The 26,213-nt window shown below is 72.3% G+C and carries 30 protein-coding genes and 1 pseudogene; 10 read left to right on the forward strand and 21 right to left on the reverse strand.

The window, feature by feature from the left end; genetic code table 11:
• From ABZ848_RS48300 to ABZ848_RS48315, 4 genes are all read right to left on the reverse strand, one after another.
• Positions 1 to 909: aminotransferase class I/II-fold pyridoxal phosphate-dependent enzyme (locus ABZ848_RS48300; RefSeq protein WP_360843177.1), on the reverse strand; the 909-nt coding region annotated here is incomplete at its 3' end.
• Between the two features lie 157 nt (positions 910 to 1,066).
• Positions 1,067 to 1,744 carry a hypothetical protein gene (locus ABZ848_RS48305; RefSeq protein WP_360843183.1) on the reverse strand — a complete coding sequence of 226 codons (678 nt, stop codon included), beginning with the start codon at positions 1,742 to 1,744 and terminating at the stop codon, positions 1,067 to 1,069.
• Positions 1,745 to 1,926: 182 nt separating this feature from the next.
• Positions 1,927 to 2,721: an RNA polymerase sigma factor SigF gene (locus ABZ848_RS48310; RefSeq protein ID WP_360843186.1), complete on the reverse strand. Its 795-nt coding sequence runs from the start codon at positions 2,719 to 2,721 to the stop codon at positions 1,927 to 1,929.
• 236 nt (positions 2,722 to 2,957) lie between these two features.
• Positions 2,958 to 3,113: a hypothetical protein gene (locus ABZ848_RS48315; protein ID WP_360843189.1), complete on the reverse strand. Its 156-nt coding sequence runs from the start codon at positions 3,111 to 3,113 to the stop codon at positions 2,958 to 2,960.
• Between the two features lie 128 nt (positions 3,114 to 3,241).
• Here ABZ848_RS48315 and ABZ848_RS48320 point away from each other — a divergent pair, with 128 nt between their 5' ends.
• The 4 genes from ABZ848_RS48320 to ABZ848_RS48335 are packed head-to-tail and all read left to right on the forward strand — an operon-like array spanning position 3,242 to position 6,922.
• Positions 3,242 to 3,631: a DUF2795 domain-containing protein gene (locus ABZ848_RS48320; protein WP_360843192.1), complete on the forward strand. Its 390-nt coding sequence runs from the start codon at positions 3,242 to 3,244 to the stop codon at positions 3,629 to 3,631.
• On the forward strand, positions 3,628 to 4,281 hold the full coding sequence (locus ABZ848_RS48325; protein ID WP_360843194.1) for a diguanylate cyclase: 654 nt from the start codon (positions 3,628 to 3,630) through the stop codon (positions 4,279 to 4,281). The genes ABZ848_RS48320 and ABZ848_RS48325 overlap by 4 nt, the downstream gene beginning before the upstream one ends.
• Positions 4,282 to 4,286: 5 nt before the next feature.
• Entirely contained in the window at positions 4,287 to 4,829 is a 543-nt protein-coding gene (locus tag ABZ848_RS48330) for a type 1 glutamine amidotransferase domain-containing protein (RefSeq protein WP_360843197.1), read from the forward strand.
• Positions 4,829 to 6,922, forward strand: coding sequence for a catalase (locus tag ABZ848_RS48335; RefSeq protein WP_360843198.1), 2,094 nt, complete (start codon positions 4,829 to 4,831; stop codon positions 6,920 to 6,922). Before ABZ848_RS48330 ends, ABZ848_RS48335 begins: the two co-directional genes overlap by 1 nt.
• A gap of 12 nt (positions 6,923 to 6,934) precedes the next feature.
• On the opposite strand, the gene ABZ848_RS48340 is transcribed toward ABZ848_RS48335, so the two are convergent.
• A complete protein-coding gene (locus ABZ848_RS48340) occupies positions 6,935 to 7,213 on the reverse strand; it encodes a DUF6158 family protein (protein ID WP_242763199.1) in 279 nt (92 codons plus the stop codon).
• A gap of 79 nt (positions 7,214 to 7,292) precedes the next feature.
• On the opposite strand from ABZ848_RS48340, the gene ABZ848_RS48345 reads away from it, so the two are divergent.
• Positions 7,293 to 8,441 carry a Vms1/Ankzf1 family peptidyl-tRNA hydrolase gene (locus ABZ848_RS48345; protein ID WP_360843201.1) on the forward strand — a complete coding sequence of 383 codons (1,149 nt, stop codon included), beginning with the start codon at positions 7,293 to 7,295 and terminating at the stop codon, positions 8,439 to 8,441.
• A 7-nt stretch (positions 8,442 to 8,448) separates the two neighbouring features.
• Here the strand turns inward: ABZ848_RS48345 and ABZ848_RS48350 are convergent, their stop codons facing one another.
• Together ABZ848_RS48350 and ABZ848_RS48355 are read right to left on the reverse strand one after the other, a co-directional pair.
• Positions 8,449 to 10,068 (reverse strand): ATP-binding cassette domain-containing protein, encoded by a 1,620-nt coding sequence (locus ABZ848_RS48350; RefSeq protein ID WP_360843204.1) that lies wholly within the window; start codon positions 10,066 to 10,068, stop codon positions 8,449 to 8,451.
• A gap of 62 nt (positions 10,069 to 10,130) precedes the next feature.
• The gene (locus ABZ848_RS48355; protein WP_360843206.1) at positions 10,131 to 10,787 is read right to left on the reverse strand and encodes a histidine phosphatase family protein; all 657 of its coding nucleotides are present in this window, start codon (positions 10,785 to 10,787) and stop codon (positions 10,131 to 10,133) included.
• A gap of 70 nt (positions 10,788 to 10,857) precedes the next feature.
• Between ABZ848_RS48355 and ABZ848_RS48360 the strand changes: the two genes are divergently transcribed.
• The 3 genes from ABZ848_RS48360 to ABZ848_RS48370 all read left to right on the forward strand — a co-directional run bounded on the left by ABZ848_RS48360 (position 10,858) and on the right by ABZ848_RS48370 (position 13,485).
• Positions 10,858 to 12,351: a phosphatase PAP2 family protein gene (locus ABZ848_RS48360; RefSeq protein WP_360843209.1), complete on the forward strand. Its 1,494-nt coding sequence runs from the start codon at positions 10,858 to 10,860 to the stop codon at positions 12,349 to 12,351.
• Between the two features lie 100 nt (positions 12,352 to 12,451).
• Positions 12,452 to 13,273, forward strand: a complete 822-nt coding sequence (locus ABZ848_RS48365; RefSeq protein WP_360843212.1) for a methyltransferase domain-containing protein — start codon at positions 12,452 to 12,454, stop codon at positions 13,271 to 13,273.
• Positions 13,274 to 13,314: 41 nt separating this feature from the next.
• Complete coding sequence (locus ABZ848_RS48370) at positions 13,315 to 13,485, forward strand: hydrophobic protein (protein ID WP_360843215.1); 171 nt, start codon at positions 13,315 to 13,317, stop codon at positions 13,483 to 13,485.
• Positions 13,486 to 13,528: 43 nt separating this feature from the next.
• On the opposite strand, the gene ABZ848_RS48375 is transcribed toward ABZ848_RS48370, so the two are convergent.
• The 13 genes from ABZ848_RS48375 to ABZ848_RS48435 are packed head-to-tail and all read right to left on the reverse strand — an operon-like array spanning position 13,529 to position 23,001.
• Positions 13,529 to 13,804: a gas vesicle protein K gene (locus ABZ848_RS48375; RefSeq protein WP_360843218.1), complete on the reverse strand. Its 276-nt coding sequence runs from the start codon at positions 13,802 to 13,804 to the stop codon at positions 13,529 to 13,531.
• On the reverse strand, positions 13,801 to 13,989 hold the full coding sequence (locus ABZ848_RS48380) for a gas vesicle protein (protein ID WP_360843220.1): 189 nt from the start codon (positions 13,987 to 13,989) through the stop codon (positions 13,801 to 13,803). The genes ABZ848_RS48375 and ABZ848_RS48380 overlap by 4 nt, the downstream gene beginning before the upstream one ends.
• The gene (locus tag ABZ848_RS48385) at positions 13,986 to 14,759 is read right to left on the reverse strand and encodes a GvpL/GvpF family gas vesicle protein (RefSeq protein WP_360843223.1); all 774 of its coding nucleotides are present in this window, start codon (positions 14,757 to 14,759) and stop codon (positions 13,986 to 13,988) included. Before ABZ848_RS48385 ends, ABZ848_RS48380 begins: the two co-directional genes overlap by 4 nt.
• Positions 14,756 to 15,100, reverse strand: a complete 345-nt coding sequence (locus ABZ848_RS48390; RefSeq protein ID WP_360843226.1) for a gas vesicle protein — start codon at positions 15,098 to 15,100, stop codon at positions 14,756 to 14,758. The genes ABZ848_RS48385 and ABZ848_RS48390 overlap by 4 nt, the downstream gene beginning before the upstream one ends.
• Complete coding sequence (locus tag ABZ848_RS48395) at positions 15,097 to 16,170, reverse strand: SRPBCC family protein (RefSeq protein WP_360843229.1); 1,074 nt, start codon at positions 16,168 to 16,170, stop codon at positions 15,097 to 15,099. Before ABZ848_RS48395 ends, ABZ848_RS48390 begins: the two co-directional genes overlap by 4 nt.
• Positions 16,167 to 16,868, reverse strand: coding sequence for a DNA primase (locus tag ABZ848_RS48400; protein ID WP_360843232.1), 702 nt, complete (start codon positions 16,866 to 16,868; stop codon positions 16,167 to 16,169). The genes ABZ848_RS48395 and ABZ848_RS48400 overlap by 4 nt, the downstream gene beginning before the upstream one ends.
• Positions 16,865 to 17,128: a gas vesicle protein GvpG gene (locus tag ABZ848_RS48405; protein ID WP_360843235.1), complete on the reverse strand. Its 264-nt coding sequence runs from the start codon at positions 17,126 to 17,128 to the stop codon at positions 16,865 to 16,867. Before ABZ848_RS48405 ends, ABZ848_RS48400 begins: the two co-directional genes overlap by 4 nt.
• Before the next feature lie 4 nt (positions 17,129 to 17,132).
• On the reverse strand, positions 17,133 to 17,903 hold the full coding sequence (locus ABZ848_RS48410; protein WP_360843238.1) for a GvpL/GvpF family gas vesicle protein: 771 nt from the start codon (positions 17,901 to 17,903) through the stop codon (positions 17,133 to 17,135).
• Entirely contained in the window at positions 17,900 to 18,346 is a 447-nt protein-coding gene (locus ABZ848_RS48415; RefSeq protein ID WP_360843240.1) for a gas vesicle structural protein GvpA, read from the reverse strand. The genes ABZ848_RS48410 and ABZ848_RS48415 overlap by 4 nt, the downstream gene beginning before the upstream one ends.
• A gap of 58 nt (positions 18,347 to 18,404) precedes the next feature.
• Positions 18,405 to 18,755, reverse strand: a complete 351-nt coding sequence (locus tag ABZ848_RS48420; RefSeq protein ID WP_360843243.1) for a gas vesicle protein — start codon at positions 18,753 to 18,755, stop codon at positions 18,405 to 18,407.
• Positions 18,756 to 18,800: 45 nt separating this feature from the next.
• Positions 18,801 to 19,727, reverse strand: a complete 927-nt coding sequence (gene ligD, locus ABZ848_RS48425; RefSeq protein WP_360843245.1) for a non-homologous end-joining DNA ligase — start codon at positions 19,725 to 19,727, stop codon at positions 18,801 to 18,803.
• Positions 19,724 to 21,571 carry a transketolase gene (locus ABZ848_RS48430; protein WP_360843248.1) on the reverse strand — a complete coding sequence of 616 codons (1,848 nt, stop codon included), beginning with the start codon at positions 21,569 to 21,571 and terminating at the stop codon, positions 19,724 to 19,726. The genes ligD and ABZ848_RS48430 overlap by 4 nt, the downstream gene beginning before the upstream one ends.
• Positions 21,568 to 23,001 (reverse strand): NAD(P)/FAD-dependent oxidoreductase, encoded by a 1,434-nt coding sequence (locus ABZ848_RS48435; RefSeq protein ID WP_360843250.1) that lies wholly within the window; start codon positions 22,999 to 23,001, stop codon positions 21,568 to 21,570. Before ABZ848_RS48435 ends, ABZ848_RS48430 begins: the two co-directional genes overlap by 4 nt.
• Before the next feature lie 150 nt (positions 23,002 to 23,151).
• On the opposite strand from ABZ848_RS48435, the gene ABZ848_RS48440 reads away from it, so the two are divergent.
• Both ABZ848_RS48440 and ABZ848_RS48445 read left to right on the forward strand, forming a co-directional pair.
• Entirely contained in the window at positions 23,152 to 24,111 is a 960-nt protein-coding gene (locus ABZ848_RS48440; RefSeq protein ID WP_360843252.1) for an LLM class F420-dependent oxidoreductase, read from the forward strand.
• A gap of 10 nt (positions 24,112 to 24,121) precedes the next feature.
• The gene (locus ABZ848_RS48445; RefSeq protein ID WP_360843254.1) at positions 24,122 to 25,222 is read left to right on the forward strand and encodes an enolase C-terminal domain-like protein; all 1,101 of its coding nucleotides are present in this window, start codon (positions 24,122 to 24,124) and stop codon (positions 25,220 to 25,222) included.
• 66 nt (positions 25,223 to 25,288) lie between these two features.
• On the opposite strand, the pseudogene ABZ848_RS48450 reads toward ABZ848_RS48445, so the two are convergent.
• Positions 25,289 to 26,122: pseudogene (locus ABZ848_RS48450) on the reverse strand (SDR family oxidoreductase); the annotation flags it as partial.
• Between the last annotated feature and the right edge of the window lie 91 nt (positions 26,123 to 26,213).

A 26,213-nucleotide genomic window follows, 5' to 3' on the forward strand; every position in this document is an offset into this window, starting at 1 on the left:
GAGCGGCTGACCACCCTCCTGCGGATGCTGCGCCGGGAGGGTTACGTCGAGCAGATCACCGACGGGGCGTACATCACCGGCGACGCCCTCAGCCGGCTCGGGTTCGTCCAGCGCGTACGCGGCGGGCGCGGCGACGGGCCCGGCGATACGGGCGCCGAGCGCGGTCAGCACGTCGAGCACACGCGCGTGCAGCGCGCGGCCGTCCTCGTCCGCGGGGAAGCGGGCCACGGCCGCGGGCCAGCCGGGCGGCAGCAGCGCGCCGGCCAGGTCGGTGACGACGGTGACCCGGTCGGGCAGCATCTCGGCGGGGCTGAGCAGCACGGTGTCGTGCGGGGCGTGCAGGGTGTCGCGCCAGGTCTCGTCGCTGACCAGATGCAGCCCCTCCCCCGCGGCGGCCTCCACGCACGCGTGCAGCACCTCGGGCGGGGCGACGGTGGCGGTGGGGTCGTCGGCGACGGACAGCACCAGCAGCCGCGGGTCACCGCCCTCGGCACGCACCCGGCGCACGGTCTCCAGGAGGGCGTACGGATCCGGCACGCCCCCGCTCTCCGCGGACGTGGCGACATGGAAGACGGGTCTTCCCAACAGACGTGCGTACGGCGCCCACCAGGCCGCGCAGGGCCGCGGCACCAGGACGTCGCCGCCGAGGGCCGCGGTCAGCGCGAGCAGCAGCGCGGGGGCGCCGGGGCCGGCGGCCACCCGGTCGGGCTCGGCCGCGAGGCCGCGCCGGTCCCAGTAGCCGCAGGCGGCCTCGGTCAGCGCGGGTCCGCCGCCGATCGGCTCCCCGTCGGCGCGGGTGGCGGCAGCGGCGAGCACGGCGGTCAGCTCGGGCAGCACGGGCAGGCCGTCCTCGGGCGGCGATGGCCCGTAACGGACGGAGCCGTGGCCTTCCGGGTCCGTCCGCGGCATCGCTACCTCCGTTGTGGACTGCCTTGCTGCGCCTTGCCGTCGGCGATCGCGCCCCGGGTGCAGGGGACGTACTCCTGCGCTCTGGGTACCCAGTGAGCCGCCGCCCCATCGGGGCCGCACGGGTTGCGCCCGTCACACGCGGGAGCGATTCACACGGTCAGCGGTCGGTCGTGAAGCCGCGGCGGCGCAGCCGGTGGGCGGCGGCGCCGAGCGCGCCCGCGATGAGCACACCGCCGCCGACCAGGGCGGGCACGGAGTCGGTGAAGGTGCCGCCCTCGCCGGCCCGCACACCGCGCTGGATCACGGCGGCGTCGCAGGGGTCGGTGCGGGGTTCGGCGCACTGATGTCCGTCACCGCCGCAGGGGTCGGTGCGGGGTTCGGCGCACTGCCGGCCACCGCCACCGCCGCCGGAGCGGTCCACCTGGAAGGTGGCGCTCCACGGCTTGCCCTGTCCGCCGGGCGCGGCCGGGCAGGTGCCGTCGACGGTCCACGCGGAGTCCCGGGTGACCGCGTTCGGGCCGTCGGTCTCGAAGTCGGCGGCGGGGGCGATGCGGGCGGTGCCGCGGTAGGCGGGGCCGGAGGTCTGGTCGTCGTTGCCGGGGACCCGCTGGAGCTGGACGGTGCCCTCGTCGAAGGCCTGCGAGGAGGCGTCGAGGGTGGCCGGCGCCTGGCCGCCGACGGTGTCGCAGGTGACCGAGACGGTAACGCTGCCGCCGGGCCGGACGGTGCTCGGGCTGACCTCCGCGGCCGGGTCCGCGAAAGCGGCGGTGGCGGTGATGCCGACCGTGGCACCGGCCAGGGCCGCGGCGGACAGGACACGGGCGGTGCGGCGCATGGTGCGGGCTCCTTCGAGCGACGGCTGCGGTGGGGACACGGACCCCGTGCCCCGAACCCATCACAGCCCGCCCGCCCCCGCCCCGCGCGCGGCCGGACCCCATTCGCGGGACGCGAGGGGCCGACCGGGTGACCGGAGCCTCTTCTCGCGGCAGCCTTACGCGGCTTTTCTTTGCGGCAGCCCTACGCCGCGTCCCTCATCACCTGTTCGCGCACCCGACCGCAGCAGCGGCTGATCAGGCGTGAGACGTGCATCTGGGAGATGCCCAGCTGCTCGGCGATCCGGCTCTGTGTCATGTCGCCGAAGAACCGCATGTACAGGATGGCCCGCTCCCGCTCCGGCAGGGCGGCCAGCCGGGGTGCGACGGCCTCGCGGTCGACGACGGTGTCCAGCGCGGGGTCGGCGGAGCCGAGGGCGTCGCTGAGCGAGTAGCCGTCCTCGCTGCCGGGCAGCTCCGCGTCGAGCGAGAGCGCGGTGAAGCTCTCCAGCGCTTCCAGGCCGACCTGCACGTCCTCCTCGCTCATGCCCGCGTGCTCGGCGATCTCGGCGACGGTGGGCCTGCGCCCGGAGACGGTCTGGGAGAGTTCCTGGGTGGCGAACCGGACCCGGTTGCGCAGGTCCTGGACCCGGCGCGGGACGTGCAGGGTCCACATGTGGTCGCGGAAGTGGCGCTTGATCTCGCCGGTGATGGTGGGCACGGCATAGCTCTCGAAGGCGTTGCCGCGCTCGGGGTCGTACCGGTCGACGGCCTTGACCAGGCCGAGGGCCGCGACCTGGCGCAGGTCCTCGTAGTTCTCGCCGCGGCTGCGGAACCGTCCCGCGAGCCGTTCGGACATGGGCAGCCAGGCCTCCACGACCTGCTCGCGCAGCGTGTCGCGCTGCTGTCCCGGGGGGAGCGTGGCGAGCCTGCGGAAGGCCTCGGCGGTGTCGGGGGCGTCGTCGTGCGGGTGGTGCTTCGCGCTCACTCGTGTGGGCATGTGCGTCGCAACTCCCTTGATGGTGCTCTGGGTTGGACGGTCACCGTGGGAGTGCGGACGCGCTTTGGGACAGACGCGGCCGGGGCGGCTCTGGGCCGTTCCCACGGACGTGCCTCCTGTCCGAAGCACTGCCTCTGCGCCTGCCCCGGGAGGCTTCCGGCAAACACCGGTGCCCGCTTCCCGGGGGCGTGCGAGGGCCCGACGGTCACCCGTCGTACGCGGCTGCGAAGACCCGCTCAGTGCGCGGCGGGACGGCCGCGGGCATGCCTGCCGGAGGGCGTCGCCGGGTTCGGCTCCGCCTTCTTCGGTGGCAGGAGAAGCTCCTCGTAACGGCCCAGTGCCAGCACCACGCCGAGCATGAGGAGCGGGATGAGCACAGTGAGAAGCACCATGGCCGTTCCCTCTCCGGGATGGGCGTGGGGGGCGACCTCCGGGTCTCCCGGCGTTCCGGGCGCAAACCCGTGTCGGCCTCCTGTCTTCGGGTACGCGGTGGTCCACCCCCGAGGTTCTGGAGGGAGCCATGCAGCGAGGAAGCGACCGGCTGAGCGTCCATCGCGACGAGGAGATGAAGCACGAACTGCAGGGTCTGCTCCGGTCCGGGCACCCGACCCGGACCGAGGAGTGGCACGACCCCGAGCCCACCGCCGACGACGACCCGGAGGTCGCGGGCGGCCCCATCGCCCCCGGCCGTTCCGCGGCACCCCTGTCGGCGGTCCGTACGGAACTGGCCCGCCATCTGAGCCGCCACTCCTTCCCCGCGGGCCCGCGTGAGCTCGCCGGCGCCCTGCGCCGCGCGTACGCCCCCGACACCCTGGTGCAACCCGTGGAGCGGCTGCCGCGCGCGGCCCGCTACGCCACGGTCCAGGAACTGGCCGAGGCACTGGTACGCGCCGGCGGGGACACCGGGTGAGCCGGGGTCGGGCCGCCGAGATCAGCGCCACCGGCGTCAGTGTCGACGTCGGTGACGTGACCACCCGCTATCTCCTGTACGGGCTGCTGCCCAGCTGGTTCGTGCCGGGTCTCGCCGACTGGGTGATGCACCGGCGCACCCGCATCGAGGAGACGGCGGGCACCAAGGAGTCATTGATCCACTCGCTCATGATGGCCGAGGTCGGCATCCCCATCGCGCTCACCCTGCGCTACGAGGTCAACCCCCTGCTGCTGACCGTGCAGCTGGGCGGCGCCGCGGTGCACGAGGCGACCGCGCTGTGGGACGTACGGACGGCGGTGGAGAGCGACCGCGAGGTCAAGCCGCTGGAGCAGCACATCCACAGCTTTCTGGAGTCGCTGCCGTTCGGCGCGCTGGCCGCGCTGATGTGCCTGCACGCCGACCAGGTGAAGGCGCTGCTGCGCGGGGGCCGCGGGCACCCGGACGCGTGGCGGCCGGTGCCCCGGCGCCGGCCGCTGTCGCGCGGCTATGTCGCGGGCATCGCGGTGGCGGTCGGCGGCTGTGTGCTGCTGCCGTACGGCGAGGAGCTGCTGCGCTGTGTGCGCACCGCCCGCCGCGACCGCAAGCGTGCCGATGACCGAGCGAAGTGGCTTGCCAGGAAAGGACGTTGAACATCATGCGTATCGCGTTTCTGACCGCGCCCGAGGGCGTCGAGCAGATCGAGCTCACCGAGCCGTGGCAGGCGGCGAAGGACGCCGGGCACGAGCCGGTGCTGGTGTCCACCAAGTCCGGTGAGGTCCAGGCCTTCGACCACCTCGACAAGGCGGACACCTTCCCCGTGGACGAGGTGGTCGGCGAGACGTCGGCCGGTTCGTTCGGCGCGCTGGTGCTGCCCGGCGGGGTGGCCAATCCGGACTTCCTGCGGACGGACGAGAAGGCCGTGGGGTTCGTGCGGGACTTCTTCGACCAGGGCCGTCCGGTCGCCGCGATCTGCCACGCCCCGTGGACGCTGGTGGAGGCGGACGTCGTACGCGGCCGGGTGCTGACCTCCTGGCCGAGCCTGCGGACGGACATCCGCAACGCGGGCGGCACCTGGGTCGACGAGCAGGTGCGGATCTGCGACCACGGCACGGGCAAGCTGGTGACCAGCCGCAAGCCGGACGACCTGAAGGCGTTCTGCGACGCCTTCCTGCACGTGTTCTCCGAGGGGGCGGGCTGATGGGATCCCCCGCCGACCGCAAGCAGGAGCAGCGCGCGTCCTTCCACGCCGACGACCCGGCCGCCGGGCCGCTCACCACCGACCAGGGCGTGGAGGTCGACCACACCGACGACTCGCTGGCCGCCGGCGAGCGCGGGCCGACCCTGATGGAGGACTTCCACTTCCGGGAGAAGCTGACCCACTTCGACCACGAGCGGATCCCGGAGCGGGTGGTGCACGCGCGGGGCGCGGGCGCGTACGGGTACTTCGAACCGTACGAGTCCTGCGCGGAGTTCACCCGTGCGGCCTTCCTCCAGGACCCGTCCGTGCGTACGCCGGTCTTCGTGCGGTTCTCGACCGTGCAGGGCCCGAAGGGCTCGGCCGACACCGTGCGGGACGTGCGCGGCTTCGCGACCAAGTTCTATACGTCGGAGGGCAATTACGACCTGGTGGGGAACAACTTCCCGGTGTTCTTCATCCAGGACGGCATCAAGTTCCCGGACTTCGTGCACGCGGTGAAGCCCGAGCCGCACAACGACATCCCCACCGGCGCGTCCGCGCACGACACCCTGTGGGACTTCGTGTCGCTCCAGCCGGAGACGCTGCACGCGATCATGTGGCTGATGTCGGACCGGGCGATCCCGCGCAGCTACCGCATGATGCAGGGCTTCGGCGTGCACACCTTCCGGTTCGTGAACGCCGAGGGCCGGGGCACCTTCGTGAAGTTCCACTGGAAGCCGAAGCTGGGCGTGCACTCGCTGGTGTGGGACGAGGCGCAGGAGTGCCAGGGCCGCAACCCGGACTTCAACCGGGGCGACCTGTGGAACGCGATCGAGGCCGGCGAGTACCCGGAGTGGGAGCTGGGTGTACAACTGGTGCCGGAGGAGGACGAGTTCGCGTTCGACTTCGACCTGCTGGACGCCACGAAGATCATCCCGGAGGAGCAGGTGCCGGTGCGGCCGATCGGCCGGATGGTGCTCGACCGCAACCCGGAGAACTTCTTCGCCGAGACCGAGCAGGTCGCCTTCCACACCGGCAACGTGGTCCCCGGTATCGACTTCACCAACGACCCGCTGCTCCAGGCCCGCAACTTCTCCTATCTGGACACCCAGTTGATCCGGCTGGGCGGCCCCAACTTCACCCAGATCCCGGTCAACCGGCCGATCGCGCCCGTGCGCACCAACCAGCGCGACGGCTATCACCAGAGCGCGATCCACCGGGGCACGAACTACTTCCCGAACTCACTGGGCGGCGGCTGCCCCGCGCACGCGGGTGTCGACGGCAGCTCGTACACGCACTACGCGGAGCGCGTCGACGGCGCCAAGATCCGCAAGCGCAGCGAGAGTTTCAAGGACCACTACAGCCAGGCCGCGCTGTTCTTCCACAGCCTGGCGGACTGGGAGCGCGAACACATCGTCCAGGCCTTCCGGTTCGAGCTCGGCAAGGTCGACGCGATGACGGTACGGGCCCGTACCGTCGAGCAACTCGCCAAGGTGGACGGCGAGTTGGCGACCGAGGTGGCGCGCGGCATCGGGGTGCCGGAGCCGGCGGCACAGGGGACGTCGTACAAACAGGAGTCCCCCGCCCTGAGTCTGGAGTCGCTGCGCGGCGACGGCTCGATCCGCACCCGGCAGATCGCGGTCCTGGTCACCGACGGTGTGGACGCGGAGCAGGTGACCGCCGTGCGGGAGGCACTGGCCGCCGAGGGGGCGGTCGTGGAGGCGCTGGCGCCGGCCGACGGCACGGTGTCGGGCTCCGACGGCGAGCTGTACACGGTCGACCGCGCGCTGCCGACCGTGGCGTCCGTGCTCTACGACGCCGTGCTCCTGCCCGGCGGGCCCACCGGGACCCCGCCGGTGGCCCAGGACCCGGACGCGCTGCGGTTCGTACGGAGCGCCTATCTGCACGGCAAGCCGGTGGGTGCGCTCGGCTCGGGCGTGGACGTCCTCGCCGCCCTCGATCCGGAGGGGCTCGCGCTGTCCGCGGGGTCGGTGGTGGCCGACCGGGGCGTGGTGACGGACCGCTCCGAGGGGGCCGCCTCCGAATTCGTACGGGAGTTCGTGGCCGCGATCGCGGCACACCGGCACTGGGACCGGCCGCCGGTGCGCCACTGACCGGCCGGCTGGTCAGGAGCGGGGAGTCACCGACTCCCCGCTCCGGCGTTCCCGGGCGCCTTCCCGGGTGCGGCCCGCGGCCACCGTGCGCCGCGGGTTGCGGCGCAGGTACTCGCCCTCCAGCTGGGCCATGCGATCGTTGTGGGCCCGCAGCGCGCCGCTGGAGCCGTACAGCAGTGTGTCGTGGCGCGTGCGGTGGATCGTCTCCAGCTCCTTCATGAGCTGCTGGTCGTCCAGCCTGGTGGGGTCGACTCCGGCCATGGTGGTACCCCGCTCGTCGTGTTCGTCCATGCGGTCCGGGTACCCGCCCGGTGAGCACTCAGGGGTGTCCGAGACACCCCCGCACCCGAGCGGCACCCGGGAGGGAACCATGGATCTCGCTTTCCTGCATCCACTCTACGAACATCCGGGGCCCTGGGCCTCCGTGTACGTCGACACTTCCCGGCACACGGAGGACACGCCCCACGAGCGCCATCTCACGGCGGTGGCGCTCGCCCGGGACCTGGACCGGCAGGGCGCCGACGAGGAGACGTGCCGGGCGGTGCGCGAGGCGCTGGAGGAGCTCCGGCACTCCTCCGAGCCCAACGGGCGGGCCCTGTTCGCCCGGGCAGGCGAAGTGGTCCTCGACCCTCCCCCACTGCCCGAAAGGCGTGGGAGGTACCCCCACCTGGCCCGTCCGCCGATGAGCGACAGCGCCCACTGGGCACCGCTGCCGCACACCGCGCCCCTGCTGGAGCTGGCCGGCGAGGACCCGCTCTGCGTGGTGGCGTACATCGACCGCAAGGGCGCGGACTTCGAGCTGCGCAGCTCGCTGGGCCGCCAGGACGCGGGCTCGGTGACCGGCCGGCAGTGGCCGGTGCACCGTACGCGTTCGGTGGACTGGTCGGAGCGGCACTTCCAGCTCGCGGTCGAGAACACCTGGGAGCACAACGCGGCCGAGGTCGCGAAGGCGCTCGCCGCCTGTCAGGAGGAGACCCGCGCCGACCTGCTGGTCCTCGTGGGCGACGACCGGGAGAGGCGGTCCGTGCACGAGCGGCTGCCCAAGCAGCTGAAGGACATGGCCGTGGAGGCCCCGCACGGCGCCGGCAGCCGGCTGCTCGACGAGGACGTGGAGCGGGTCCGCGAGCAGCGGGTACGGCAGCGGGCCGAGCGTGAGCTGGAGCGGTTCCTGACGGCCCGCGCGCCGGACGCCGAGGGCCACTCGGGCGCGGTGGAGGGCGTGCCCGCGCTGGTGGAGGCGGCGCGCGAGCACCGTATCGAGGAGCTCCTGATCCGCCCGGACGCGCCGGACGCCCACCGCGAGGTGTGGATCGGCGAGGACCCCGACCAGCTGGCGGTGCGCCGTACGGACCTGAAGATCCTGGGCGAGCAGAACTCCTGGCCGGCGCGGGCCGACGACGCCCTGATCCGGTCGGCGGTCGCCACCGGCGCGCCCGCGCTCTCGGTGGAACCCGCGGCGGAGGCGACCGGGGGCCAGATCCCGGCGGGCGGCCTGGGCGCGCTGCTCAGGTGGACCTGAGCAGCGGCTACCGCGCCCGCTCCACCCGCCGTTCGTCCCACACGGGTTCCGGGGTCTCCCGGACCCGGCCGTCGCTCCCGAAGACCAGATAGCGGTCGAAGGAGCGCGCGAACCAGCGGTCGTGCGTCACGGAGAGGACCGTTCCGTCGAACGCCTCCAGCCCTTCCTGGAGCGCCTCGGCGGACTCCAGGTCGAGGTTGTCGGTCGGCTCGTCGAGGAGCAGGGCGGTGACGCCCTCCAGTTCCAGGAGCAGGATCTGGAAGCGGGCCTGCTGGCCGCCAGAGAGACGGTCGAAGGCCTGCTCGGCCTGGTTGGTGAGCTCGTAACGGCGCAGCCGGGACATGGCCGCGCCCCGGTCCTGGGAGTGCTCCGTCCACAGGACGTCCAGCAGCGTGCGGCCCTGCAGCTCGGGATGGGCGTGGGTCTGCGCGAAGTGCCCAGGCACGACCCGCGCCCCGAGCTTCCACTCCCCGGTGTGCGCCACGTTCTCGCCGGCCAGCAGCCGCAGGAAGTGCGACTTGCCGGAGCCGTTGGAGCCGAGGACGGCGACCCGTTCGCCGTAGAAGACCTCCAGGTCGAAGGGGGTCATCAGGCCGGTGAGCTCAAGTCCCTTGCAGGTGACGGCCCTTACGCCGGTACGGCCGCCCTTGAGCCGCATCCTGATGTCCTGCTCCCGCGGCGGCTCCGGCGGCGGGCCGGCCTCCTCGAACTTCCTGAGCCGGGTCTGCGCGGCCTGGTAGCGGGAGGACAACTCATGGCTGATGCTGGCCGCCTGACGGAGGTTCAGCACCAGCTTCTTCAGCTGGGCGTGCTTCTCGTCCCACCGCCTGCGCAACTCCTCGAAGCGGGCGAAGCGTTCGCGCCGGGCGTCGTGGTAGGTGGCGAAGCCGCCGCCGTGCACCCAGGCGTCGGCGCCGGCCGGGCTGGGCTCCACGGACACGATCTTCTCGGCGGCCCGCGCGAGGAGTTCGCGGTCGTGGGAGACGAAGAGCACGGTCTTGCGGGTCTCCTTGAGCCGCTCCTCCAGCCAGCGCTTGCCGGGCACGTCGAGGTAGTTGTCGGGCTCGTCGAGCAGCAGCACCTCGTCGGTGCCACGCAGCAGCGCCTCAAGCACGAGCCGCTTCTGCTCACCGCCGGACAGCGTGCGCACCTGCCGGAACTGCGCCTTCTCGTACGGCACTCCGAGCGCGGCCGTGGTGCACATGTCCCACAGCGTCTCCGCCTCGTACCCGCGCGCCTCGGCCCAGTCGGCGAGCGCCTGCGCGTACTTCAGCTGGGCGGCCTCGTCGTCGACGGTCATGATCAGGTGCTCGGCCCGGTCGACGGCCTGCGCGGCCTCCCGGATCCGCGGCGGCGCCACGGACACCAGCAGGTCCCGTACGGTCGTCTCGTCCCGAACGGATCCCACGAACTGCCGCATCACCCCGAGGCCACCACCGACGGTGACGGTCCCGCCGTGCGGCTTGAGCTCCCCCGAGATCAGCCGCAGCAGGGTCGTCTTCCCGGCGCCGTTCGGTCCGACGAGCGCGACGACGGCCCCTTCGCCCACCCGGAACGACACATCGCCGAGCAGCGCCCTCCCGTCGGGAAGGTAGTACTCGAGGTGTGCGGCTTCCAGATGTCCCATGAGGAGGCATTCTGCGGGCGGCGCACAGGCCGGTGCAAACGCTTAAGCGAGCCGGTGGGCGCTCATCCGCTCTCGCCCAGCGGGCGTCCGGCCGGTCCGCTGTCGCCGCTGGGGGTGACGACCGCTCCCGCCCAGGTCAACGCCTTCCAGCCGTCCTCCGGCGAGCCCTCCAGGATCACCACGCCCGTGTTGTCCAGCGGCCGGGCCGCGGCGAAGGGCACGTCCACGTTGTCGGCGCGGGCCGCGGTCCACATGCGGATCGCCGCGCCGTGGCTGATCATGGCCACCGTCCCGGCCCCGCCGGCGGCCGCCTCCGCCACCACGGCGTCGTAGCGGGCCAGCGCCTCCGCCCCGCTCTCGCCGCCCGGCATCCGCAGCGCGGTGTCGCCGGCCGCCCACGCGAACACCGTCTTCATGTAGAGCGCCCCCTGCTCCGAGTCGCCCGGCAGCATCTCCAGGTCGCCCGCCGACAGCTCGCGGATGCCGTCGCGCACGATCACGTCGAGGCCCCGGGCGGCGGCCAGCGGGGCCGCCGTGAGCTGGGTGCGCACGAGCGTGGAGGCGTACAGGGCCTCGATGTCCTCGTCGGCGAGGGCCTCGGGAAGCGCCGCGGCCTGCTGTTCGCCCAGCGCGGTCAGACCCGCCCCCGGTACGGCGGTGTCGAGCAGGAAGTCGACGTTGGAGGTGGTCTGGCCGTGGCGTACGAGGAGCAGACGCATGCGGGGACCCTCCGGGTGTCGGTCGCCGCCTCGGGGCAGCAGACGGGCTCTTCAGGGTACCCGGCACGCCATGAGCCCAGACGTCGACCTCACAGCCCTCAGGCCCGGCTTCCATCCCCTGCGTGACCGGCTGCTCACGCTGGACAACCGTCTCTTCGAGTTCGCCGCCGAACGGCACTGGCCGTACGCGGAACGCGTCCTGCCGCGGCTCAGCCGCAGCGCCAACCACGGTGTGCTCTGGTTCGCCACCGCGGCCGCGATCGCGGCGAGCCGCACCCCGCGGGCCCGCCGTGCCGCCGCCCGCGGTGTCGCCTCCCTCGCCCTCGCCTCGCTGACGATCAACACGCTGGGCAAGCGCTCGGTGCGCAGGCCGCGCCCGGCCCTCGACCCGGTTCCGCTGGTACGGCAGCTGCGGCGGCAGCCGATCACCACGTCGTTCCCGTCCGGCCACTCCGCGTCGGCCGCCGCCTTCGCGACCGGGGTCGCGCTGGAGTCCCCGGCCTGGGGCGCCGCGGTCGCCCCCGTCGCGTGGTCGGTGGCGCTCTCCCGCGTGTACACCGGCGTCCACTTCCCGAGCGACGTGCTCACGGGCGCGGCCCTGGGCGCGGGAGCCGCCTTCGCGGTACGGGGTCTGGTGCCGACCCGCGCCGGGCTGGTGCCGCCCGCCCGGCCCCGCGCCGAGGTCCCGGCGCTGCCCGACGGCGCGGGACTGGTCGTCGTGGCCAACACCGCCTCGGGCACCGCCGACCGCCTGGGCGCCCTGCGCGACGAGCTTCCCCGCGCCGAGGTCGTGGAGTGCGAACCGGCGGATCTGCGCGCCGAGTTGGAGAAGGCGGCGGCCCGCGCCGAGGTGCTCGGCGTGTGCGGCGGCGACGGCACGGTGAACACCGCCGCCTCGGTCGCCCTGCGCCACGGCCTGCCGCTCGCGGTGCTGCCCGGCGGCACCCTCAACCACTTCGCCCTCGACCTCGGCGTGGAGGACGCGCGGGGCTTCGCGCGGGCCGTGCGGCAGGGCGAGGCGGTGCGGGTGGACGTCGGCCGGTTCAGCTCCGGCGGCCTGCACGGCGTCTTCCTCAACACGTGCAGCCTGGGCGTCTACCCGGAGCTGGTGCGGGTGCGGGACCGCTGGTCGCACCGGATCGGCAGCTGGCCTGCCGGGGTGCTCGGGGCGCTGCGCGTGCTGCGCGCCGACCGGCATCCGCTGGAGGCCGAACTCCGGGGCGAGAGGCGCCCGTTGTGGCTGCTGTTCATCGGCAACGGCGTCTACCACCGGATGGGCCTCGCGCCGGGCCGGCGGCTGGACCTGGCGGACGGGCAGTTCGACGTACGGGCGGTGCACGGCGGCCGCAGGCCCGCGCTGCGGCTGCTCGGCGCCGCGATCGCCGGGCCGCTCACCCGGTCCCCGGCGCACGCCGCGGTCCAGGTGAGCCGGCTGCGGATCTCGGGCATCGCCCCGGGCACCCCGCTCGCCCACGACGGCGAAGTCACCGAAGTGGCAGGCGAGGTGACCCTGGAGAAGCTCCCCCAGGCACTCACCGTCTACCGCCCGATCCCCGGGGCCTGACCCACCGTCAGTCCACATGGCAAAACGCAGGTCTCATCATTCGACATGCGGGCGTACGGTGATGGCGTAGCGACAGGACGTCGAACAGGGGAGTTCAGCCATGTCGAAGCCGCAGGAGACCGCCGTCTACACACACGGGCACCACGAGTCGGTGCTGCGCTCGCACACCTGGCGGACCGCCGCCAACTCCGCGGCCTATCTGCTCGGCTCGCTGAAGCCCCACATGAAGATCCTGGACATCGGCTGCGGGCCCGGCACCATCACCGCCGACCTGGCGGCACTGGTCCCCGACGGACACGTCACCGGCGTCGACCACGCGCCGGGGATCCTGGACCAGGCCCGCGCCACGGCCGCCGAACGCGGCCTGACCAACGCCGACTTCGCGGTCGCGGACGTGCACGCCCTGGACTACCCGGACGACACCTTCTGCGTCGTCCACGCCCATCAGGTGCTGCAGCACGTCGGCGATCCGGTGCAGGCGCTGCGCGAGATGCGGCGGGTGACGGAACCGGGCGGGTTCATCGCCGTGCGCGACTCGGACTACGCCGCGATGACCTGGTACCCGGCGTCCCGGGGGATGGACGACTGGGCGGACCTCTACCGCCGGGTGGCGCGCGCCAACGGGGGCGAGCCGGACGCCGGGCGGCGGCTGAAGTCCTGGGCGCTGCGGGCGGGGCTGACCGACATCACGGCCACCTCCAGCACCTGGACGTTCTCGACTCCGCAGGAGCGGGCCTGGTGGAGCGGGCTGTGGGCGGACCGGACGGTCGCGTCGGTCTACGCGGAGCGGGCCACGGAGGGCGGACACGCCACCGCCGGGCAGCTGACGGCCGTGTCGGAGGCCTGGCGGGAATGGGGCCGGCGGGAGGACGGCTGGTTCAGTGTGCTGCACGGGGAGATTCTGTGCCGTAAGGACGCCTGAATCTCCTTTTCCGGGATACCCGGAGAGCAGGAGGTTGGAAAATGGTTGCTGTCCTGCTCGTATTGCTTCTGGCGCTCATTCTGTTCGGTGCCGGATTCGCGCTCAAGGCGCTTTGGTGGATTGCACTGGTCGTTCTCGTGGTGTGGCTGCTGGGATTCCTGGTCCGCGGCACGACGGCGGCCGGTGGCAGGGGCCGCTGGTATCGGTGGTGACCGGTACCCGTGGTGAACCGGGTCAGAACTGATCAGAACTGAATCAGAGCAGCCGTCCCAGCGGCCCGAGGTCCAGATTGAGGTCCTCGGGCCGCAGTCCGTACCGCTCGCGCAGTTCGGTCATCCGGTCGTCGAGGAGCATCAGCGTGAGCCCGATCCGCTCCTCCTGGTCCTCGCTGAGGTCCCCCGTGTCGAAGCGGCGCAGCGCCTGGCGCTCCATGAGCTGGCGCAGCAGTTCGACGACGGTCAGCACGAGCTTGACCAGGTCCCGTTCGACGGTGTCGGGTTCCAGGTCCAGCCGGTTGCGGCGGGCGGTCACGTCAACTCTCCCCAGGGCGACGGTACTTGTTCGTTGACCGAGCTGATGAGCGCGTTCAGGTCGATGCGGACGAGGTCGACCTCCGCGATGCGCAGCGTGATGTCCCCCGTGACGACGACCCCGCCGGCCAGCAGCCGGTCGAGCAGGTCCACGAGGGCGACCTCACGGCGTTCGACGACCGTCACGGCTCCTCCCCGGCGAAGGAGTAGGCGGCCCAGGGGCCGGTGAGCTCGACGCGCAGCTGCGGTGCCGTGCCGGACACGTCGTCCTTGGTCCGGTCGACCAGTTCCACGAATTCCTCGCAGTCCTTCCGCGCTACCAGATAGGCGGCGTTCAGCACATTGCGTCCGGACGCGCCGGAGAGCGTGGAATTCTGCGGGGCGTGCAGCCGGGAATCATCGGCATGCGCGGAGAGGGCCGCGTGCAGCCGGTTCGCGAATTCCTCGGCTTTCTCCCAGAGATCCTCGTGCGCTTTCGCACGCATACGCCGTTGCCTCAGATAATCCCGGCCGGAAGCCGCTTTCTCGGCCGGCCGCTGCGTTTCGGCGGGCTCGGCGCCGCTTTCGGCGTACACCTTGACCCCCCATTCCACCCGGCCCGCGAGCCGGTCGAGGGTGCGCCGGAAGTCGGCCTCGCGGGCCTCCAGCATCACCCGGACCCCGCTGTCGTCCCGGAAGACCGTGCCGAGCCGCAGCGGGAGCGGGGTGGTGACGGCGGTGAGGGCGTCGATCACGCCCTGATGGGCGCGCGCGACCGCGGTCAGCCAGTCCAGGTCCTCCAGATGGGCGCGGAGCGGCTCCTCGGCGAAGTCCCGCTCCGGTACATGGCTCACCACGGCGACCAGGCCGTGGTGGGTGAGCAGTCTGGGCGGATCGCCCGCCACCCCGGTCAGCTGGGCCTGGAGGGCCGAGCCGAAGGGGTGGCAGACGGCGTAGACGTACCGCAGTCCGGTCATGGGGCCTCCTTCTGGGCGCGGCCGGGCTCCAGTTGGGCGTCGGGATCCAGTTCGGCGAGGCGCTCGCGCAACTCGGCGTTCTCGCGGGCGAGTTCCGAGCGACGCGCCTTGGAGGAGAGCGCCGGGTCGGTCTCCCACCAGTCGATACCCATCTCCCGCGCCTTGTCCACGGAGGCGACGATGAGCCGGAGTTTGACGGTGAGGAGTTCGATGTCGAGCAGGTTGATCCGGATGTCGCCGGCGATGACGACACCCTTGTCGAGCACCCGCTCCAGGATGTCGGCCAGGTTGGCGCCGCCGTTCGAACCGTACGGCTCGGGAAGCCTGCTCGCGGTGGTCATCGACGGCTCCCGCCCTCGGCGTACTCGTATTCGGGCTCTTCCTCGTCCTCGTACTCGTACTCCTCCTCGTCACCCTCCTCGCCCTCGGGCTCCTCCTCGTCCTCCTCGAACTCCTCTTCCTCGCCCTTGGGTTCCTCGTCCTCGGGCTCCTCCTCGGCCTCTTCGCGCTCGCCGGCGAGTTCTTCCTCCTCCTCGGCGACCGCGTCCTCGTGGCTGCGGACGACCTCGCCGTCGCGGATCTCGCCGCGCCAGCCGTCCTCCGCCTCGCCCTTGAAGGTGATGAAGCGGACGTAGTTCTTGAGGTCGAGCCGGGCCCGGCGGCCCTGGGCGCGCCAGATGTTGCCGGTCTTCTCGAACAGGCCCTTGGGGTAGTACTCGATGACCAGCAGGACGCGGGTGAGGTTGTCGTCGAGCCGGTGGAAGGAGACGACACCCTTCGTGGTGCCCTTGGCGCCCTCCGAGGTCCAGGAGATCCGGTCGTCGGGCAGCTGCTCGGTGGTCTTCGCCTTCCAGCTGCGGTTGGACCAGAAGATCTTCAACTGCCAGTCGGACTGGGTGTCGTCGGCACGGTTCGCGCTCTTGACACCCTTGGCGAAGGTGCTGAAGTCCTGGTACTGGGTCCACTGGTCGTAGGCCGTGCGCCGGTCGACACCCACGTCGACGGACTCGATGATCACCGTCGGCTTCTTGCCCGCCCCGCCCTTGCGCTTGCCCTTGCCCCCGCCGAGGTTCTTGAAGGCTTCCACCACGTTCTCCTTGGCCCGCGAGGCGCCGAGTTCCAGCGCGGAGCGCACGGGCCCCTTGCCCTCGGCGAGTTTGCGGCCGCCGTCGAGCGCCAGCTTGGCGAAGCCCGGGCTGTTGCCCTCGGCGATGTCGTTCAACTTGACGGTGGTCTCGCCGAGTTTGCGGCCGAAGCCCATCAGCAGGCGCTGGGCCTGTGCCGCGAGGTACTCCTGCAGTTCGGCCTTGAGCCGGTCGGCGGCCTCGCTGTGCGCCAGGTCGGTCACCTTGCCGGTCGAGTCCTTGGCGCCGCGCGCCGCGGAGGTCGCGGATCCGAGTGTCTCGGTCATCGCTCGTCGCCTCCCTTCGGCAGGCGCGACCGGGCGGCACGGGCGCCGCCGCCCGCACGGCCGGCCGTGCGCTTGGCCGCCGACTTCTTCGCCGCGGTCTTCTTGGCCGCCGTCTTCTTCGCGGGCGCCCGGCCCGGCGCGGTCTTCTTCGCCGCGGCCTTCTTGGCCGGGGGCTTACCGCCCGCCGCCCGCTTGGCCGCCGCCTTCCTGGCCGGGGCCTTCTTCGCCGCCGCCTCGGAGTCGCGCCCGGCCTCGTCGTCCGGGGACTCCTCCTCGGCCTCCGGCTCCTCGGCCTCCTCGCGCGGTTCCTCCTCCTCAGTGTCCTCCGGCTCCTCGCTCCCGTCCTGCTCGTCGGCGCCGAGGCCGGTCGCCTTGCCTGCGACGCCCGTGAGCTGGTCGCGGACCTCGGCGGTACGGCCGTGCAGACGGTCGGCGAGGGAGTCGATCTGCCGCTCCACCATCGCTCCGGAGGCCGCCTTGCCGACGCCCCGCAGGTCCTCGCGCAGCTGGTCCCCGATCTCCTTGAACTGCGGGTTGTCCCGCAGCTGCCCGGACACCAGGTCCGCGAGGGCCCGCGGGCTCAGATGCATCCGCTTGCCGGCCACCATGGTGCCGACGGCGAAGGCCAGTTTCATTTTCTTGGTACGTCCGAGGACGTATCCGGCCCCTATCGCGAGGCCGAGTCCCACTCGGTTCATCGTGTCGTCCCGTTGCCTGGGGCCGCGCCGGTGCGCAGTCCTGTCTCCAGCCGGTCGAGGAGTTCGTCCTCCCTGCGGTCGAACTCCTCCTCGTCGATCTCGCCCGCCTCCAACTGCTCTTCGAGCCGGGCGAGTTCGGCCCTGACCGTGACCGGGTCGTAATAGATCCGTTCCGCCTCGCTCAGCACCTGCCCGATCACCCAGGCGCTGCCGCGCACCGGGGCGAAAGGCAGGAGCACCACCTCTTTGAGCAGTCCCACGGCGTCACTCCCGCGTCGCGTCCGGGCCCGCCGTGCTGCCCGCGGGCTCGGCGGGGCCGGGCTCCACGAAGCTGTACGGCGGCAGCGGGCCGTTGACCCGCAGTTCGAGGTGCGGATGGGCCTTGCGGACCTCGTCCACCGCGGCCAGGAACGGCTGGGCGCCGTCGCGGTCGACGAGGAAGGACACGTTGACCAGCCAGCCGGTGGACTCGGGGCCCACGCTCACGGCCGCGGCGGCGTCCTCGAGAGCGCGCCGCACCTCGACCGCGTCCTCCGCCTCGCGCGCCTTCACGGCGGCGACCACCATCTCGCCGAGCTGCAGGCGCTGCTCGTAACTGCCGCCGCCCGCCTGCCGGTTGGCCTCGGTCAGGGCGCGGATCTCCGGGTTCTCGGACATCACGCGGTGCAGTACGGCCTCTTCCTGGTGCACGGCCTTGACGTTGTACTCGACCTTGCCGTCCAGGGCCCGCAGGCGCTCCTTGTAGTGGTCGGCCCGCTCCTCGAGGACGCCGGTGACGCTGCCGTCGTCGGGAGCGATGCTGCCGAAGCGCATGGGCAGCACCGGGCCGGCCGCGCCCGCCTCGGCGAGTACGGTCTGGTGGGCGAGCAGGTCCCGGCGCTTGGGGCGCAGTCCCTCGGGGGCGTCGCTGACGACGGCCGCCAGCTCGCCCTGTTCGAGAACGCGCACCGGCCGGGGCGGATCGCCCACGCCGCCGAGGTCCTTGGAGAGCTCGGGGTGCGACTTGGCGGTGATGCCGTAGACGTACGTACTCACTCCTGCTCCTCCTCCCTCCTGCGCGCGGCGGCGGTCCTCTTGCGGGGCCGCGGCCGGGACTCGGTCTCGTGCTCGTGCTCGCCGCCCTCGTCGCGCGCCTGCCGGAAGGCGTCGGAGATGGTCTCCGCGGCGCCGGACAGCGCGCCCTTGGACTTGCCGCGCGCGCCGGACTCGGTGACCTGGCCGACCACGTCGGGCAGGCCCGGGCTCTTGTTCGGCCCGGACTCCAGGTCGAGCCGGTTGCACGCCTCGGCGAAGCGCAGATAGGTGTCGACGCTGGCCACGACGACACGGATGTCGATCTTCAGGATCTCGATGCCGACCAGGGAGACCCGTACGAACGCGTCTATGACCAGACCCCTGTCGAGGACGAGCTCCAGGACGTCGTAGAGGCCACTGGAACCTCCCCCTCCGCCGGTCTGCTGTGCCGGGACAACGGTCATGCCGACCCAGCCTCCTTGTCTGTGGTCTCGGGTACGGATGTCGGAACGGTTCGGCGGCCTACCGGCCGCCGGGCCTGTGTGCGTCGGCGCGCCCGCGTTCATAGCGGCGGACGCGTCGGTAGCCGGTCAGCTGGCCCTCCGGGTCCAGGTCCACCTGGTAACTGGCCATCAGGCTCATCGTGTCCGGGACCCGGGCCAGTTCGAGGACCTCGACCTCCAGGGACCAGCCGTCCTCGGTCCGTTCGAAGGACGAGACGGACTCGGCGGACATGCCGATCAGCTCGCCGAGCTGCGTGCGCGCCTGGCGCAGCACCTCCATGGGCTTCGGCCCCTGTTCCGCCGTACCGCTCTGTTCCTTATGTTCCTTTTGTGAATTCTGTGACTGCTGGGTGTCTTTTGTGTTCGCCATGGCCACCTCCGTGTTCGGGTGGCCGCAATGCCTCTGGCCAAACATTCAGCCCTGACGCAAGGCGTTGAGACGGCGCCGGGCCGGTCCCAGCGAGCGGGCCTTGCTCATGAGGTCGGCCCAGGGATTGCTGCGGGCCTGGTCGAGGGCGTCGGCGATGGTCCAGCGGCGGGCGGTCAGGCCCGGGTCGTCCAGCTGGGTCCAGTCGATGGGGGTGGCCACGGGCGCGCCGGGCAGGGCGCGGACGGTGAGCGGGGCGACCGCGGTCTGGGCGTAGGCGTTGCGGCCGACGTCGAGGTAGAGGCGGTCGCCGCGGTCCTTCTTGCGGGCGGCGGTGGTGAGCCGGTCGGGGTGGGCTTCGGCGAGGGTCTCGGCGACGTCGCGGGCGAAGGCACGCGTCTCGTCGAAGTCGTGGTGGCCGTTGAGCGGCACGATCACGTGGACGCCGCGCGAGCCGGTGGTCATCAGGGCGGAGGACAGCCGCAACTCGTCGAGGAGTTCGCCCAGTTGCCAGGCCGCCTCGCGCACGGCGGCGAAGTCGTCCCGGGCCGGATCGAGGTCGAAGACCATCCGGTCCGGCCGGTCGATCCGGCCGACCCGGGACAGCCAGCGGTGCAGGGTGAGCGCGGCCTGGTCGGCGAGGTAGAGGAGGGTGGCGGAGTCGTCGCACACGGTGTGGCAGACGGTGCCACCCTCCTTGGGGAGCTCGACGCGGCTGATCCAGTCCGGATAGTTGTCCGGGGTGTTCTTCTGCATGAAGCGGGGGCCGCCGAGGCCGTCCGGGTGCCGTTCCAGCATCAGCGGGCGGCCGCGCAGGTGCGGCAGCATGAACGCGGCGACGGACCGGTAGTAGTCGACCAGGTCGCCCTTGGTGTACTCCTTGCCGTCGCCGTCGCCGGGGAAGAGCACCTTGCCGGGCCGGTGCACCTCCACCGTGCGCCGTCCGGCGCGGACGCTGCGTACATCGTCGCTCACCGTACGACCGCCTCTTCCACCAGCAGTTTCCCGGCGGCCGCGATCGACGCGGCGTCGATGCCGGCGGCGTGCAGCTGCTCGTCGGGCGAGGCCGAGCCCGGCATGGACCGCACGGCGAGCCGCACCAGCCGCGGCACCGGCCGCCCGTCGAGTAAGGCGTCCAGGACGGCGTCGCCGAGGCCGCCCTCCTCGCGGTGGTCCTCGACGGTCACCAGGCAGCCGGTCTCCTCGGCGGCCCGGCGCAGGGTCTCCCGGTCGACGGGCTTGACCGAGTAGAGGTCGACGACCCGGACCGGGATGCCGTCCCGCTCCAGCGTGTCGGCGGCGGCGAGCGCCTGGTGCACGGTGACGCCCGCCGCGACGACCGTGAGCCGGTCCTGTCCGGAGGAGCGCAGCACCTTGCTGCCGCCGACCGGGAAGTCCTCGTCCGGCCCGTAGATCACCGGGCTGTCACCGCGCGAGGTCCGCAGATAGCGGATGCCCCGCAGGCCGGCCATCGCGGCGACGAGCGCAGCCGTCTGGTTGGCGTCGCACGGGTACAGCACGGTCGAGCCGTGCACCGCCCGCATCATCGCCAGGTCCTCCAGGCCCATCTGCGAGGGCCCGTCCTGCCCGATGGCGACGCCCGCGTGCGAGCCGACGAGGTTGATCCCGGCCCCGCTGACGGACGCCATGCGCACGAAGTCGTAGGCGCGGGTGAGGAAGGCCGCGAAGGTGGAGGCGTACGGCACCCAGCCGCGCGAGGCCAGCCCGACCGCCGCGGCGACCATCTGCTGCTCGGCGATGTAGCACTCGAAGTACCGTTCGGGGTGCTCCTTGGCGAAGAACTCCGACCGCGTGGAGTCGCCGACCTCGCCGTCGAGGGCGACGACGTCGCCGCGCCCGCTGCCGAGGGCGGTGAGCGCCTGGCCGTAGGCGTTCCGTGTGGCGACCTCATCTCCCCTGTCCCAGCGGGGCAGTTCGAGATGTCCGGCGCGCACGGCGTGCAACGCCCGTGCGGCGGGCGGCTCGTGGACCTGGACGCGGATGTCCCGCTCGCCGCCGAGTTCGGCGATCGCCTCGTCGGCGTCCGGCAGCGGCTTGCCGTGCAGCCCTTCCCGGTCCTGGACCGACGCGACGCCCTTGCCCTTGAGGGTGCGGGCGAGGACGACGGTCGGCTGCCCGGTGGTCGAGACGGCTTCGCCGTAGGCACGGTCGATCGCGTCCACGTCATGTCCGTCGACCTCGACGGTGTGCCAGCCGAAGGCCTGGAAGCGGCGGGCGTAGGCATCGAGGTCGTGCTCGTGCCGGGTCGGGCCGCGCTGACCGAGCCGGTTGACGTCGACGATCGCGGTGAGGTTGTCGAGGTTCTCGTACGAGGCGTGCTCGGCGGCCTCCCACACGGACCCCTCGGCCAGCTCGCTGTCCCCGCACAGCACCCAGACGCGGTACCCGGTGCGGTCGAGCCGCTTGCCGGCCAGCGCAATGCCGACGCCGACGGGCAGGCCCTGACCGAGCGAGCCGGTGGCCGTCTCGACCCACGGCAGGCGACGGGGCGTCGGATGCCCTTCGAGCCGGCTGCCCAGTTCACGGAAGGTGAGCAGCTCTTCGTCGTCGACGGCTCCGGCGGCCTTGTAGGCGGAGTACAGCAGGGGTGAGGCGTGTCCCTTGGAGAGGACGAAGCGGTCGTTGCCGGGGTGGGCGGGGCGGTCGAAGTCGTAGCGGAAGTGGTTGGCCAGCAGTACGGCCATCAGGTCCGCGGCGGACATCGAGGAGGTCGGATGCCCGGACCCCGCGGCGTCCGACGCGCGCACGCTGTCCACACGCAACTGCTGGGCGAGCTCGACGAGTTCGGCGGTGTTCATGAGTCTCCCTCCGCGGGGGTGTCGGTTCGCCGGACGGGGCCGGGGGGTTCGGTGGGACCGGTGGGCTCACCGGCGGGCTGATTCTTGGCGGGCTCGCCACCCGGTTGGTTCTTCGCGGGTTCACTGCCACCCGGCACCCGGGCCAGTTCCGGGGACGCCGTGTCCAGTGGCACCGACCAGGACCGTACGAGGCCCAACTGGACCGCCTGGCGCGGCAGTACGGCGTCCAGGAGCCAGTCGGCGGCGACGCGGACGCGGTTGCCGGGCATCGCCGCGAGGTGGTAGCCGCGGGTGACGGCACCGGCGAGCGGGCCGGGCAGCGGTACGCCCAGCGGATTCGCCGCGGCCTTCGTGCCGCCGAGGTCGACGACGAAGCCGAGGTCGCGGTGCCGATAGGTGCGCCGCTCGCCGAAGCCGAGGGAGGCGGCGACGTTGCGGGCGACGACCTTGCCGTGCCGCCACGCGTGCTGCGCCGTCATCGGGGTGTACGTGCCGGGGTTGTTCAGATCCGGCACGGCAGCCGCGTCCCCGCACGCGAACACCCCGTCCCGGCCCGGCACTTGGAGGTACGGGTCGACCACGAGCCGTCCCCGTTCCAGCGGTTGCCCGGTGCTCTCGACGAGCGGATCCGGCCGTACCCCCACACACCACACCAGCGTGCGGGTCTCCACGAACTCCCCGTCGGTCAGCAGCACTCCGTCGTGCGTGGCCTCCTTCACGGACGTCCCCATGCGCACGTCGACGCCCCGCTGCCGCAGCACCCGGTCGGCGGTGCGGGAGAGCCGCTCGTCCATCTCGGGCAGCACGCGCGGCGCGATGTCGAGCAGCATCCAGCGCGGCAGCATGCCCTCCCGCAGAGGGTGCTTCCGGACCTGCGCGTCGGTGTACATCTGCCCGTGCGCGGCGACCTCCGTACCGGTGTATCCGGCGCCGACGACCACGAAGGTGCACCGGGCGGCGCAGCTCTTGGGGTCGTGCGCGGCGGCGGCGAGTTCCACCTGCCGGGTGACGTGGTCCCGCAGGTACAGCGCCTCGGGCAGTCCGCGGAAGCCGTGCGCGTGCTCGGCGACCCCCGGGATCGGCAGCAGCTTGTTGACGCTGCCGACGGCGAGCACGAGCCGGTCGTACTCCAGCCGTCCGGCACCGCCCTCCGGGTCGGTGTAGTGCACGGTCCGCCCGTCGAGGTCGACGGAGTCCGCCTCGCCGAGCACCAGCCGTACGTGCGGCAGGGTGCCGGAGAGGGAGACGGTCACCCGGCGGGGTTCCAGGAGGCCGGCGGCGACCTGGGGCAGCAGGGGCAGGTACAGGAAGTAGTCGGTCGGGTTCAGCAGGGTGACGTCGGCCTCGTGCCGCACCAGCCGGGACAGGCCGCGGGCGGCCTGGTACCCGGCGAATCCGGCACCGACGATCACGATGCGGGGTCGACTCACGGTTCGCCTCCGGCGCTGTCGCGTACGTCGTGCGGAGCCTTCCGCGTCCCCCTGGCCAGGGCCCCCAAACCCGCGCCGGTTTCCGTCCCGGCCGCCGGGTACCCGGACGGCGATCTGCCCAGGCACCAGACGCCATCGGAGGTACTCCCCATGCCCGAGTACGGCTACTTCCTCTCCTGTGAGGAGTTCGGCCCGGCGGAGCTCGTCGAGCAGGCGCGGATGGCCGAGCAGGCGGGCTTCCGGTCGCTGTGGATCTCCGACCACTACCACCCGTGGAACGACGCGCAGGGCCAGAGCCCCTTCGTCTGGTCGGTGATCGGCGCGCTGTCGGAGGCGGTGTCGCTGCCGATCGAGACGGCGGTGACCTGCCCGACCGTGCGGATCCACCCGGCGGTGATCGCGCAGGCCGCGGCGACCTCGGCGGTGATGACGGGCGGCCGCTTCCGGCTGGGCGTCGGCACGGGCGAGGCGCTCAACGAGCACATCCTCGGACACGTCTGGCCGCCGGCGAGCGTACGCATGGAGATGCTGGAGGAGTCGATCCAGATCATGCGACGGCTGTTCACCGGCGGGGAGGTCAGCCACTACGGCACCCACTACAAGGTGGAGAACGCCCGCCTCTACACGGTCCCGGACGAGCCCGTCCCGATCGACATCTCGGGCTTCGGCCCGGCCGCCACGAAGCTCGCGGCGCGGGTCGGGGACGGCTACATCACGATGATGCCCGAGGAGTCGATGGTCGAGCAGTTCCGCAAGGGCGGCGGGGGCGGAAAGCCGGTCAGCGGCGGCACGAAGGTCTGCTACGGCACCGACCGCGACGAGGCAGTGCGCACGGTCCGCGCCAAGTGGTTCAACCAGTTCCTGCCCGGCGAGATGGGCCAGATCCTGCCCTCGCCGCGCCACTTCGAGCAGCTGGAACCGCTGGTCACGGAGGAGACGGTGCGCGAGAAGTCGGTGTGCGGCGACGACGTCGACGAACACGTCTCGGCCCTGCGGGCCTTCGCCGACGCGGGCTTCGACCGGGTCTACGTCAACCAGATCGGCCCGGACCAGCGCGGATTCTTCGACTTCTACCGTACGAAGGTGCTGCCGCGGCTGGACGAGGGCTGAGGTCGGGACGATGAAACTGCACCGCCCCGTCGTCTCCGTCTACACGGTGCCGACCGACGCCCCCGAGGCGGACGGGACACTCGCCTGGAACTCCACGACCATGGTGATCGCGGAGGTCACGACGGGCGACGCGACCGGCACGGGCTGGACGTACGGCCCCGCGGCGGTCGGCGACTTCCTCCGCGACCACCTCGCCCCGCTGGTCGAGGGCCGCAGCGCGCTCGACATCCCGGCCGCGCACGACGCGATGTGCCGCTCGGTCCGCAACGCGGGCCGCCCGGGCATCGCGGCCTGCGCGATCTCGGCACTCGACATCGCCCTGTGGGACCTGAAGGCCCGCCTGCTCGAACTCCCCCTGGCCCGGCTGCTGGGCGTCTGCCGCGAACGCGTGCCCGTGTACGGCAGCGGCGGCTTCACGACGTACCACGACACGCACCTGGCGGCCCAGCTGAACGGCTGGGTGCACGGGCAGCGCATCCCGCGCGTGAAGATAAAGATCGGCGAGAGCTGGGGCCGCGCGGTCGAGCGCGACCTGGCCCGCGTGCACGCCGCCCGCCAGGTCATCGGTCCGGAGGCGGAGTTGTACGTCGACGCGAACGGCGCGTACACCCGCAAACAGGCGGTCCGGGTCGGCCACGCGCTCGTGGAACAGGGCGTCGGCTGGTACGAGGAACCGGTCTCCTCGGACGACCTGACGGGCCTGCGCCTGGTCCGCGACGCACTCGTCTGCGACGTCACGGCCGGCGAGTACGGCTACGACCTCCCGTACTTCGCCCGCATGATCGGCGCGGGCGCGGTCGACTGCCTCCAGGTGGACGCGACGCACTGCGGCGGCATCACGGAATTCCTCCGCGCGGCGGCCCTGGCCCAGTCCCACGGCCTGGAGATCTCCTCCCACTGCGCCCCGCACGCCCACGCCCACGCGGCCACGTCGATCCCCAACTTCCGCCACGCCGAGTGGTTCCACGACCACGTCCGCATAGAGGACATGTTCTTCACCGGCGCCCTGGACCCGACAGGCGGCTCGGTACACCCCGTGACGGGCCCGGGCCACGGCCTGACACTCCGGGCGGAGGAGGTGGAGGAGTACCTGGTGGCGGGGCCGTCCTGAGATCCGTCCTCAGTCGGCCCCGCCCTCTGCTCGTCCCTCGTTTTGGGCCCTGACTCCACCGGCCCCCTATTTCCGCCGCAACGGCGCCCAGCCACCACGTCGGAGCCCGGCGGTCACCACGGCCCCCAGCCCCCCGGCAACCAACCCCGCCCCCACTCGCCCGCGGTTGCGCGAAACCCACCCCTCCGGGCTGGCGCCCACCGCCTCCTCGTCGAAACGCCCGTGCGCCCCGAAGTCCCGCCCATGCGCCCCGTCCGCCGGAGTCCACAGATTGCCGAAGCCGTCGTACTCCCCCGGATCCTGCTGCGCGTCGAACCCGGTCCTGGCCAGGTAACGGTCCAGCAGCCCCGGCGCCACCGCGTTGGCGAGAAGCGTCGCCGCCGTGGACCCGCCGACCCAGTACTCGCGTCGGCGGGCGTGCGAGGCCGCGTGGAGGATCGCCTTCGCCGCCACCTCCGGCTGGTAGACGGGCGCCACCGGCCGGGCCCGGCCCGGCATGCGGCTCAACACCCAGTCGAACTGCGGGGTGTTGACCGCCGGCAGCTGCACCATCGTCGTACGGACGCCGCTGCCCTCGTGCAGCAACTCGCACCGCAGCGACTCGTTGAACCCCTGGATCGCGTGCTTGGCTCCGCAGTAGGCGGACTGGAGCGGAATCCCGCGATAGGCCAGCGCCGACCCGACCTGCACGATCGCGCCCCGGTCCCGCGGCAGCATGTGCCGCAGGGCGGCCCGCGTACCGAACACGCAGCCCAGGTACGTCACTTCGGTCACCCGGCGGAACTCGTCCGCGGTGACCTCGGTGAACGGCGCGAAGACGCCCGCGAAGGCGTTGTTGACCCACACGTCGATGTGTCCGAACGCGTCGGCGACCTGCTGGGCCGCGTCGTCGACCGCTCGAACGCATCGCGAGCCGAGATTTCCAAACAGAACTCGCCATGTTCAATCTGGAAGTCAACATAGCCCCACACCGATTGGGCGGGCGGGTATT

The sequence above is a fragment of the Streptomyces sp. NPDC047081 genome (genome assembly GCF_040643775.1).
Classification (GTDB): domain Bacteria; phylum Actinomycetota; class Actinomycetes; order Streptomycetales; family Streptomycetaceae; genus Streptomyces.